Origin of the sequence: Frigoribacterium sp. RIT-PI-h (genome assembly GCF_001297205.1) — a bacterium.
Lineage (GTDB): Bacteria > Actinomycetota > Actinomycetes > Actinomycetales > Microbacteriaceae > Frigoribacterium.
In genome coordinates, this window is sequence record NZ_LHOZ01000037.1 from 1 (window position 1) to 10798 (window position 10798).

A 10798-nucleotide genomic window follows, 5' to 3' on the forward strand; every position below is an offset into this window, starting at 1 on the left:
TCGCCGAGCCGACGCCCGCCCCCGTGACGGCGGCCGAGCCCGACGTCGACGCGGCACCCGCACCCGTCGCCCCGCTGACGGTCGCCGAGCGACAGGCCCAGGCCGAGGCGCAGCGTGCCGCAGCCGCGGCAGCCGCCAAGGACGACGCGGCGGCTCCGGCCGACGACGCCGCCAAGCCCGGTGCCGCCGGTCCCAAGCCCGGCGGCCCCCGCCCCGGTGCTCCGCGTCCCGGCAACAACCCCTTCGCCAGCAACCAGGGCATGGGTCGCCCCAGCGCGCCCCGTCCCGGCGGCTCCGGTGCGGCCAGCAGCATGCCGCGTCCCGGTGGCGCCGCAGGCCCTCGCCCGATGGCCCCGCGTCCCGGTGCTCCCCGTCCGGGCGCCCCGCGTCCCGGCGTCGGCGCCGGCCCCCGTCCCAACGGCTTCGGCCAGCGTCCCGCCGGTGGCGGCGCAGGTCGTCCCGGCGGTGCCGGTGGCGGATTCCAGCGTCCCGGTGCCGGTGCTCCCGGTGCGGCCGGCGGCTTCCGCCCCGGCTTCAGCGGTCCCCGTCCCTCCGGTGGCGGCGGTCGAGGCCGTGGCCCCGGTGGCGGCACGGCCGGTGCGTTCGGTCGCGGTGGCGGCAAGAGCAAGGCACGCAAGTCGAAGCGGACGAAGAGGGCCGAGTTCGAGATGCGCTCGGCTCCGTCGCTGGGTGGCGTCAGCGTCCCCCGTGGCGACGGCAGCACGATCGTCCGTCTCCGTCGCGGTGCCTCGATCAGCGACTTCGCCGACAAGATCGACGCGAGCCCCGGCAACCTGGTGACCGTCCTCTTCCACCTCGGTGAGATGGCGACGGCGACCGAGTCGCTCGACGAGGCGACCTTCCAGGTCCTCGGCGAAGAGCTCGGCTACAACATCCAGGTCGTCTCGCCCGAAGACGAAGACAAAGAGCTGCTCGAGGGCTTCGACATCGACCTTGAGCAAGAGCTCGAGGACGAGGACGAGTCCGTCCTGCAGATCCGTCCTCCCGTCGTCACCGTCATGGGTCACGTCGACCACGGCAAGACGCGACTCCTCGACGCGATCCGCAACGCCAACGTGGTCGCCGGCGAAGCCGGTGGCATCACGCAGCACATCGGCGCCTACCAGGTGTGGGCTCCGCACGAGGGCGTCGAGCGCGCCATCACCTTCATCGACACCCCCGGTCACGAGGCGTTCACCGCCATGCGTGCCCGTGGTGCGCAGGTCACCGACATCGCGATCCTCGTGGTCGCGGCCGATGACGGCATCATGCCGCAGACGGTCGAGGCGTTGAACCACGCCCAGGCCGCCGGCGTGCCGATCGTGGTCGCGGTCAACAAGATCGACAAAGAGGGTGCCAACCCGGCCAAGGTGCGTCAGCAGCTCACCGAATACGGCCTCGTCGCCGAGGAGTACGGCGGAGACGTCATGTTCGTCGACGTGTCGGCCCGTGACAACAAGAACATCGACGCCCTCCTCGAGGCCGTCCTGCTCACGGCCGACGCCGGTCTCGACCTGCGTGCCAACCCCGACAAGGACGCCCGCGGTGTCGCCATCGAGGCCCGCCTCGACAAGGGCCGCGGTGCCGTCGCGACGGTGCTGATCCAGTCGGGCACGCTGCGCGTCGGTGACGCCATCGTCGCCGGCACGGCCTACGGCCGCGTCCGCGCCATGGTCGACGAGAACGGCGACTCGGTCGACGAGGCGTACCCGAGCCGGCCCGTGCTGGTCCAGGGTCTGTCGAGCGTTCCCCGAGCCGGTGACACCTTCCTCGTCACCGAGGAGGACCGCACGGCTCGTCAGATCGCCGAGAAGCGTGAAGCCGTCGAGCGCAACGCGTCGCTGGCCAAGGCCCGCAAGCGCATCTCGCTTGAGGACTTCACCCGTGCTCTCGAAGAGGGCAAGGTCGAGGCTCTCAACATCATCATCAAGGGTGACGTGTCCGGTGCCGTCGAGGCGCTCGAAGAGTCCCTGCTCAAGATCGAGGTGGACGACAGCGTGCAACTGCGCATCATCCACCGCGGTGTGGGTGCGGTCACCGAGAGCGACGTCAACCTGGCGACGGTCGACAACGCGGTCATCATCGGGTTCAACGTGCGTCCCGACACGAAGGCTCGTGAGCGTGCTGCTCGCGAGGGTGTCGACGTGCGGTTCTACTCGGTCATCTACGCGGCACTCGAGGACATCGAGAACTCGCTCAAGGGCATGCTCAAGCCCGAGTTCGAGGAGAAGCAGTCCGGTGTCGCCGAGATCCGCGAGATCTTCCGCTCGTCGAAGGTCGGCAACATCGCCGGTGTCATCGTGCGATCCGGAACGATCACCCGCAACGCTCGTGCCCGTGTCATCCGCGAGGGCGTCGTCGTCGGCGACAATCTGGCGATCGACTCGCTGCGTCGCTTCAAGGACGACGTCACGGAGGTGCGGACGGACTTCGAGGCCGGCATCGGTCTCGGCAAGTTCAACGACATCCAGATCGGCGACGAGATCGAGACCATCGAGATGGTCGAGAAGCCCCGGGTCTGACCCGGCGTCATCGCAGTACACGAGGCCCCGCTCCGACTACGGTCGGGGCGGGGCCTCACCCCTCTCGCCACGGCGGCGAGCAGCACGAACAGGAGTGAACAATGGTTGACGCGCAACGCGCCCGCAAGATGGCCGACCGCATCCACGAGATCATCGCGCGGCGACTCGAACGCGGCATCAAGGACCCCCGCCTCGGGTTCGTCACGATCACCGACGTCAAGGTGACCGGCGACCTGCAGCACGCCTCCGTCTTCTACACGGTCTACGGCACCGACGACGAGCGACGTGACACGGGTGCCGCCCTCAAGTCGGCGACCGGCATGCTGCGCAGCGAGGTGGGCAAGAACACCCCCGCGCGGCTCACGCCGAGCCTCGAGTTCATCCTCGACGCCCTGCCCGAGAACGCGGCCTCGATCGACCGCCTGCTGCAGGAGGCCCGCCAGCGCGACCACGAGAGCCAGACCATGGCCTCGTCGGCCGAGTACGCCGGCGACGCCGACCCGTACGTCAAGCCGCGCGACCTCGAGGCGGACGACGACCTCGACGATGCCGAGGACGACCTGGACGACGACCTGGCCCTGGACGACGAGCTCGAGGCTCCGGCCGCGGGCGCCTCGACCGAGCCCGACGGCTCCACCCGCTGACCAGGGCGTCCGTCAGGACGCCCGCCCGCCTCAGTCGGGCAGACGATAGCCCTCGTCGGGCGACCCCGTGGCCAGACCGTCACGGAGCAATCCGGCGAGGGCTCTCGCGCGTTGCGCGTCGTCCGGCCAGATCGTCTCGATCTCGGCGGAGGTGACGGGGACGTCGCCGGCCCGCAACTCGGCCATGATCATGCCCCGCCCCTGGCGGTCCGCCCCCTCGAAGCGGGCCTGGGTCCGGAGGCGCGGTCCGGTGTGCGCAGGACGACCCGCCAGCACCCACGCGCACTGCTCGACCAGCGGGCAGACGTCGCACTTCGGCGACCGTGCCGTGCAGACCAGCGCACCCAGCTCCATGACGCCCGCGTTCGTGACCCGCGCCTCCTCGAGGTCGTCGGGCAGCTGCGACTCCATCAGGGGCAGGTCGCGCGAGGCCTTGGGCGCCCACGGCTCGGCGAGTCCCTCGACGGCACGGGCCAGGACGCGGCGGACGTTCGTGTCGACGACCGGGTGACGGTGACCGTAGGCGAAGACCGCGACGGCACGTGAGGTGTAGTCGCCGATGCCGGGCAGCGCCAGGAGCGACGGGACGTCCTCGGGCACGACCCCGCCGTGCCGCTCGGTGATGGCCACGGCGGCGGCGTGGAGGGCGAGGGCCCGACGCGGGTAGCCGAGGCGCTCCCAGGCCCGCACGGCCTCGGAGGCCGGCGAGGCCGCCAGGTCGCCCGGCGTGGGCCAGCGGTCGAGCCACTGCTCGAGGCGCGGGACGACGCGGGCCACGGGGGTCTGCTGCAGCATGATCTCGCTGACAAGCGTGCCCCAGGCCGTGAAGCCGGGACGCCGCCACGGGAGGTCGCGCCCGTTCTCGCGGAACCAGGCGTTCACGGCGGGGGAGATGCGCACCGTAGGAGCCTACGGCGCGTCGACGACGTCCCCGGCGTCGTGTCGGTCGTCGGGCGTACGGTGTCGGCATGACCACCCGATGGGCCCCTGCCAAGAAAGACACGCTGCGCGAACTCGCCACCGAGATCGTCCACAACTACGGGCGCGGCCGCGTGCTCGTCGCGGTCGACAGCGACGGAGGCGCGGGTGCGGCCGATCTCGCCGACGACCTCCTCGAGGCCTTCCGCGAGCTGGGGCACGCGGCGTTCCGCGCCTCGCTCGACGGCTTCGAGAAACGTCCCGACGCGGCGCCACGTGACTCCGCTCCCGTGCTGGGCGAGGGCCTGTTCCGCCGGGTCCTCGTCGAGCCGTTCCGGCTCGGCGGCAGTGCGGGCTGGGTCGAGCGGGCCTGGGACGCCGACGCCGACCGTTCCGTCGAGTCCGCCTGGGTCACCGGCCCGGCCGACGCGGTCCTGCTGGTCGACGGCACCGACCTCGCCCGCCCCGGCCTCGCGGGGCTGTGGCACTACCGGGTCTGGGTCACGGCCGACGATTCGCGACTCGACGCCCGGGCCAAGGCCTCGGCCGTCGTCGACAACTCCGACCGCGAGCATCCCCGTCGACGCTTCGACGACGCGTGCTGAGCGCGTCCCCGGCCTCGTCGCGGTCCGGCTGCGCTAACGTCGTCGGGTGAACAGCGGCCTCCTCCTCGTCGACAAGCCGCAGGGCATCACCAGCCACGACGTCGTCTCGCGCGTGCGCAAGGCCGCGGGCACGCGCAAGGTCGGCCACGCCGGCACGCTCGACCCGCTGGCCACGGGACTGCTGGTGCTCGGCCTGAACTCGTCGACGCGCCTCCTGACCTTCCTGGTCGGTCTCGACAAGGGATACGACGCCACCATCCGTCTCGGCGTGTCCACGACCAGCGACGACAGCGACGGCGAGGTCGTCTCGACGACCTCGGCCGGCGACGTCACCGACGACGCGATCGACGTCGGCATCGCGCGGCTGACCGGCCCGATCAGCCAGGTGCCCACCACGGTGAGCGCCATCAAGGTCGACGGCCGTCGCGCGTACGACCTCGCCCGTGCCGGGGTCGAGGTCGAGCTGAAGGCCCGCGACGTGACGATCGCCGAATTCGCCGTGCTCGACCGACGCGACGCCGTCGTCGACGGGGTGCCCGTGCGTGACCTCGACGTGCGGGTCTCGTGCTCGTCCGGCACCTACGTCCGGGCTCTCGCCCGCGACCTCGGGGCCGACCTCGGCGTCGGGGGACACCTGACCGCGCTGCGTCGGACGCGGGTCGGACCGTTCGAGGTGACCCGCGCCTCCGTCCTCGAGGGCATCGACGTCGCCCCGGCGCTGCTGCCCCCCGTCGACGTCGCCCGGACGCTCTTCCCGGAGTGGTCCATGACCGCGGCCGAGGCCGTCGACCTCGGGCACGGCAAGCGCGTTGCCGTCGAACTCGACGACACCCCGGGGCCGGTCGCCGCCGTCACGCCCACGGGCAGGCTCGCGGGCCTGGTCTCGGTGCGGGCCGGTGCCGCGAAGCCCATCGTGAACTTCCCGACCGACGAGGTGCAGGCATGATCGAATGGTTCACCTGGGTGCAGGTCGTGGTGGCCGTGGTGGCGGGCATCGTCTGCGTGGTCGCCCGCTTCGCGAAGCGTCAGCCCGACGACATCACCGTCGGCCCGGGGGCCGTCGTGCTGCTGCTCCTGCTCGTGCAGCTCGTCGTCGCGATCGTGGCCCCGTTCGTCGGCAACGCGCCGACGGGCACCCTCGTCGAGTTCTACATCTACCTCGTCTCGGCCATCCTGCTGCCACCGCTCGCGACCGTCTGGGCGCTCGTCGACCGCACCCGGTGGAGCAACCTCGTGCTCGCCACCTCGTCGTTCGCGATCGCCGTGATGGTCTACCGCATGTTCCAGATCTGGACCGTCCAGGGCCTCTGACGCAGCCGGTCGGCGGCGGGCCCGTCGGAGTCCTATCCTTGACGGGATGGTCACTCAGAAGTCAACGCGCGCGGTCGGCCTCGGCCGGGTCCTCATCGCCGTGTACGCCCTCCTCGCCCTCGCCGCCACCGGTCGGTCGGTCTTCCAGATCACGACCCAGTTCTCCGAGGCGCCGCTGGCCTACACCCTGAGCGCGTTGTCGGCCGTCGTCTACATCGTCGCCACCGTGGCCCTGATCGCGCCCGGCCAGGGCTGGTACGCCGTGGCCTGGGCGACCATCAGCTTCGAGCTCGTCGGCGTCCTGATCATCGGTCTCGTGACCGTGCTCGACCCGGAACTCTTCCCGCACGACACCGTGTGGTCGTTCTTCGGGCGCGGGTACGGCTTCGTGCCGCTCGTCCTGCCCGTGCTCGGCATCCTGTGGCTGCGGCGGCAGGGGCGCGCGACGCGGGCCGCAGTTCGCGCCGGTGCCGAGGGCGCGGGGACCGGCGGGTCTCCTCGCGACCCGGGCACGACGAGGTAGCGCGCGTGCAGTTCTACGACCTGGTCGGCGACGTGCCGCCCGACTTCGGGCCGAGCGCCGTGACCATCGGCAAGTTCGACGGAGTCCACGTCGGGCACCGCGCCGTGATCGACATGCTCGAGGGGGTGGCGCGCGACGAGGGTCTCGTGTCCACCGTGGTCACCTTCGACCGGCACCCGTTGGCGGTCCTGCGACCCGACGACGTGCCCACGGCCCTCGTGAGCAACCGGCAGAAGCGCGAGCTGCTCGACGCGGCCGGGGTCGCCGCCACCCTCATGCTCACCTTCGACGCCGAGCTGCGGGCGCTGACGCCCGACGAGTTCGTCGACCGCATCCTGGTCGGGGCCCTGCACGCTCGGATCGTGTTCGTCGGCGACGACTTCCGTTTCGGCGTGCGTGGCAGTGGCACCGTGGACACCCTGCGTGAGCTCGGTGCCTCCCGCGGGTTCCGAGTCGTGTCGATCGACGACGTGCGACCGAGCGGTGGCCGTCGGGCGTCCTCGACCTGGATCCGCGAGCTGATGGACGCCGGCGACGTCCGTGAGGCCGGCGTCCTGCTCGGGCGCGAGCCGTCGGTGCGCGGCATCGTCGTGCACGGAGAACAGCGCGGCCGTGAGCTGGGCTTCCCGACGGCCAACCTCGCTCGTGACAGCGAGGGTTTCGTCCCCGCCGACGGCGTCTACGCCGCCCGTGTGATGGTCGGTGACACGCTCTACCCGGCGGCGGTCTCGGTCGGAAACAACCCGACCTTCGAGGGGGTGCCGGCCAAGCAGGTCGAGGCGCACCTGCTCGACGTCTCACTCGACCTCTACGGGCTCGAGGTCACCGTCCACTTCGTCGACTGGGTGCGGGGAAACGTGCGCTTCGACGGGCTCGAGGCCCTGATCGAGCACATCAGGGCCGACGTCGTCCGCACGCGCGAGATCCTGGGGCTGCCGACCGCCTGAGGCCCCGTGGGCCTGACGGTCGTCACCACCTCGAGGAGGCGCGGGTCACGTCGTCGACGCGACCCGCGCCTCCTCGGCTCGTCAGTACGACGTGGTGTCGTCGCCCGCGCCCGAGGCGCGGCCCGTCTCGAGGCGGTGTGCCAGGTCGGCGAGGATCGTGCCGCTGGCGCTCGTGCCGAAGCGCGTGACGCCGAGGTCGAGCATCTCGAGCACCGTGTCGAGGCCGCGCACGCCGCCCGAGGCCTTCACCTGGACGGAGTCGGAGACGGCCTCGCGCATGAGGCGCAGGTGGGGGAGCGTCGCGCCACCGCCCGCGAAACCGGTGGACGTCTTGACGAAGGCGGCCCCGGCGCGCTCGGCGGCCTTCGAGCCCGCGACGATCTGGTCGTCGTCGAGGTAGGCCGTCTCGAGGATGACCTTGACGATCGTGTCACCGGCAGCCTCGACCACGCCGCGCACGTCGGCCTCGACCTCGTCGGTCATGCCGCTGCGCAGCCAGCCGATGTTGACGACCATGTCGAGTTCGGCGGCGCCGTCGGCGATCGCCTGACGCGACTCGGCGGCCTTCGCGGCCGTCGACGTCGTGCCGTGGGGGAAGCCGATGACGGTGCCGACGAGCACGCCGGTGCCCTCGAGGCGCTCGACGGCGTGCGAGATGTCGGAGGGGCGCACGCAGACGCTGAAGACGTGGTTCGCGGCGGCGTCGTCGAGGGCGGCGTCGACCTCGGCGCGGGTGAGTTCGGGCTTGAGGATCGCGTGGTCGATCATGCCGGCGACGGCGGAGACGGTGGGGAGCTGCTGGGTAGTCATGATGGGGTCCAGCGTAGCTTGGGCCCATGTCTGCGAACACTCCCGACGGCGTTCCGTCGAGCACCCCCGTCACCAGCGACACCGACCACGCCGTGGCCTCGCGCCGGGTTCTGGTGACCGGGGCGACCGGGTACATCGGCGGGCGGTTGACGCCGCGGCTCGTGGCCGCCGGGGCGGACGTGCGGGTGCTCGTGCGCTCGCCCGAGAAGCTGCGCGACGTGCCCTGGTCGGGCGACGTCGAGGTCGTCCAGGGCGACCTGACCGACCCCGAGACGGTGCGTCCCGCCATGGAGGGCGTCGACGTCGTCTACTACCTCGCCCACGCCATGGGGGGCAAGGGCGACTTCGAGCGCGCCGAGGCCGACGCGGCGCACACCGTCGCCGACGCCGCGCGCGACGCGGGCGTCCGCCGCATCGTCTACCTCGGCGGACTGCACCCCGAGGGCGACCTGTCCAAACACCTGCAGTCTCGCAAGGACGTCGGCGACGTGCTGCTCGCGAGCGGCGTCCCGACCGTCGCCCTGCAGGCCGGCGTCGTCATCGGCTCGGGCAGCGCCTCGTTCGAGATGGTCCGTCACCTGACGGACGTGCTGCCCTACATGCCGGCACCGAAGTGGGTGCGCAACTTCATCCAGCCGATCGCCGTCCGCGACGTGCTGCACTACCTGCTCGGCGCGGCCGACGTGCCCGACGACGTCAACCGCACCTTCGACATCGGCGGCCCCGACGTGCTGCGCTACGGGCAGATGATGAACGGCTACGCGCTCGAGGCCGGCCTCAAGCAACGTCCGATCGCGTCACTCCCCGTCTTCACGCCGTGGCTCGCCTCGCAGTGGGTCAACCTCGTCACGCCCGTGCCTCGCGCCCTCGCCGTCCCGATCATCGCGTCCCTGCAGTACGACTGCGTCGTGCGCGAGCACGACATCGACGCCGTCGTGCCCCCGCCCGCCGAAGGACTCTTGCCCTACCGCCGGGCCGTGCGCCTCGCCCTGCAGCGCGAGCAGGACGGCGACGTCGAGACCAGCTGGCAGGACTCGTCGGTGGCGGGGGCGCCGAGCGACCTGCTGCCGAGCGACCCCGACTGGTCCGGGCACACCGTCTACACCGACGACCGGCAGACCGACACGAGTGCACCGCCCGCCGAGCTCTGGAAGGTGCTCGAGAGCATCGGGGGCGAGAACGGTTGGTACTCGTTCCCGCTGGCCTGGTCGGCTCGTGGCTGGATGGACCGCATGGTCGGGGGAGTGGGCCTCCGGCGCGGCCGCCGCAGCGCGACGAGCCTGCGCGTCGGCGACGCCCTCGACTGGTGGCGGGTGGAGAAGCTCGAACGCGGTCACCTGCTGCGGTTGCGGGCCGAGATGAAGGTGCCGGGAGGCGCGTGGCTGGAACTCACGGTCGAGCCGCGTCCCGAGGGCGGCTCGCACTACCGCCAGCGCGCGGTGTTCTTCCCGCAGGGGCTGGGCGGACGGCTCTACTGGTTCGCGATCCTGCCGTTCCACGGCGTCATCTTCTCGGGCATGCTGCGGCGCATCACCGCGACGGCCGAGCGGGAGGCGGCCGAGCGGGAGGCGGCCGGTCGGGCAGCCGGCGATCGTGCGGCCGGTGCTGCGGGCGGGGCGACGACCGACGCGACGGCCGTCGCGTGACCGACCCGCGCCTCCTCGTCCTGATGTCGACGCCGGTGCCGCTGTACCCGACGGGCGACGAGGCCATGTCGCCGGTGCCCCTGTGGCTCGGGGTGCTGTTCGGGGTGCTCGTCGTCGTGTCGTCGTTCGTCGTGCTGCTGCCGCGCGTCCGGCACGCGCTCGACCGCGTGTGGTCGAAGAGGCCGCGGCGCTTCCGTCAGTGAGGCGCAGCGGCGGGCACGAGCGCGCCGGTTCGCGGCTCCCAGCGGGGGATGGCACGATGGGGGCACTTCAGCAGACCACCAGGAGGTCGTGATGACACAACGAGAGACCGTCGCCTTCGTCGGCGACAGCTTGACCGAGAACGGCGACTGGGCGGCCTGGCTGCCCGACGAACAGGTCGTCAACCTGGGTGTCGGGGGCGACACGGTCGCCGGCCTGACCGAACGGCTCCACGACGTCGTGGCCGCGAACCCCGACTCGGTGGTGCTGATGATCGGCACCAACGACTTCACCGCGCGACGCTCGGTCGAGCAGGTCGTGCGCGGCATCGAGAACCTCATGGTGGCCATGCGCCGCGAACTGCCGGGCACGCGTCTGCTGTTGCAGTCGATCGCGCCCCGGGGGGCGGAATTCGCACCCCGCCTGAAGGACGCCAACCGGCACCTCCGCCAGTTCTCGTCGACCGTCCGGGCGCAGTGGCTCGACCTCTGGCCCGCACTCGCCGACGAGTCGGGTGACGCCCTGCGACCCGAGTTCGCCGCCGACCACGTCCACCTCACCGAGGCCGGCTACCAGGCCTGGTTGGGCGAGCTGCAGCCCGCCCTCGAGCGCCTGCGCGACGAGCCGCCGATGAGCCGCCCGATCAGCGTGCTCGACGTCGCCTACGACAT

At 71.8% G+C, this 10798-nt stretch carries 12 protein-coding genes; 10 read left to right on the forward strand and 2 right to left on the reverse strand.

Annotation, left to right across the window (positions count from 1 at the left end; all coding sequences use genetic code 11):
* Together infB and rbfA are read left to right on the forward strand one after the other, a co-directional pair.
* A partial coding sequence (infB, locus tag AEQ27_RS02635; RefSeq protein WP_054145283.1) for a translation initiation factor IF-2 occupies nucleotides 1–2522 on the forward strand: 2522 nt, incomplete at its 5' end.
* 101 nt (nucleotides 2523–2623) lie between these two features.
* Complete coding sequence (rbfA, locus tag AEQ27_RS02640) at nucleotides 2624–3166, forward strand: 30S ribosome-binding factor RbfA (RefSeq protein ID WP_054145284.1); 543 nt, start codon at nucleotides 2624–2626, stop codon at nucleotides 3164–3166.
* 30 nt (nucleotides 3167–3196) lie between these two features.
* On the opposite strand, the gene AEQ27_RS02645 is transcribed toward rbfA, so the two are convergent.
* Nucleotides 3197–4066, reverse strand: coding sequence for an A/G-specific adenine glycosylase (locus AEQ27_RS02645; protein WP_054145285.1), 870 nt, complete (start codon nucleotides 4064–4066; stop codon nucleotides 3197–3199).
* 68 nt (nucleotides 4067–4134) lie between these two features.
* On the opposite strand from AEQ27_RS02645, the gene AEQ27_RS16965 reads away from it, so the two are divergent.
* From AEQ27_RS16965 to AEQ27_RS02670, 5 genes are read left to right on the forward strand one after another with little or no spacing between them, the layout of a single operon-like run.
* Nucleotides 4135–4689 carry a hypothetical protein gene (locus AEQ27_RS16965; protein ID WP_054145286.1) on the forward strand — a complete coding sequence of 185 codons (555 nt, stop codon included), beginning with the start codon at nucleotides 4135–4137 and terminating at the stop codon, nucleotides 4687–4689.
* 46 nt (nucleotides 4690–4735) lie between these two features.
* Nucleotides 4736–5635: a tRNA pseudouridine(55) synthase TruB gene (gene truB, locus AEQ27_RS02655; RefSeq protein ID WP_054145287.1), complete on the forward strand. Its 900-nt coding sequence runs from the start codon at nucleotides 4736–4738 to the stop codon at nucleotides 5633–5635.
* The gene (locus AEQ27_RS02660) at nucleotides 5632–6000 is read left to right on the forward strand and encodes a hypothetical protein (RefSeq protein ID WP_054145288.1); all 369 of its coding nucleotides are present in this window, start codon (nucleotides 5632–5634) and stop codon (nucleotides 5998–6000) included. Before truB ends, AEQ27_RS02660 begins: the two co-directional genes overlap by 4 nt.
* A gap of 46 nt (nucleotides 6001–6046) precedes the next feature.
* Nucleotides 6047–6523 (forward strand): hypothetical protein, encoded by a 477-nt coding sequence (locus tag AEQ27_RS02665; RefSeq protein ID WP_235450951.1) that lies wholly within the window; start codon nucleotides 6047–6049, stop codon nucleotides 6521–6523.
* A gap of 5 nt (nucleotides 6524–6528) precedes the next feature.
* Nucleotides 6529–7470: a bifunctional riboflavin kinase/FAD synthetase gene (locus AEQ27_RS02670; protein ID WP_054145289.1), complete on the forward strand. Its 942-nt coding sequence runs from the start codon at nucleotides 6529–6531 to the stop codon at nucleotides 7468–7470.
* 81 nt (nucleotides 7471–7551) lie between these two features.
* On the opposite strand, the gene deoC is transcribed toward AEQ27_RS02670, so the two are convergent.
* A complete protein-coding gene (gene deoC / locus AEQ27_RS02675) occupies nucleotides 7552–8280 on the reverse strand; it encodes a deoxyribose-phosphate aldolase (RefSeq protein WP_054145290.1) in 729 nt (242 codons plus the stop codon).
* Nucleotides 8281–8306: 26 nt separating this feature from the next.
* On the opposite strand from deoC, the gene AEQ27_RS02680 reads away from it, so the two are divergent.
* From AEQ27_RS02680 to AEQ27_RS02690, 3 genes are all read left to right on the forward strand, one after another.
* Complete coding sequence (locus AEQ27_RS02680) at nucleotides 8307–9926, forward strand: SDR family oxidoreductase (protein WP_082383184.1); 1620 nt, start codon at nucleotides 8307–8309, stop codon at nucleotides 9924–9926.
* The gene (locus tag AEQ27_RS02685; protein ID WP_054145291.1) at nucleotides 9923–10129 is read left to right on the forward strand and encodes a hypothetical protein; all 207 of its coding nucleotides are present in this window, start codon (nucleotides 9923–9925) and stop codon (nucleotides 10127–10129) included. The genes AEQ27_RS02680 and AEQ27_RS02685 overlap by 4 nt, the downstream gene beginning before the upstream one ends.
* A 91-nt stretch (nucleotides 10130–10220) precedes the next feature.
* Nucleotides 10221–10798 (forward strand): GDSL-type esterase/lipase family protein (locus AEQ27_RS02690; protein WP_054145292.1); only part of this gene is annotated, 578 nt, incomplete at its 3' end.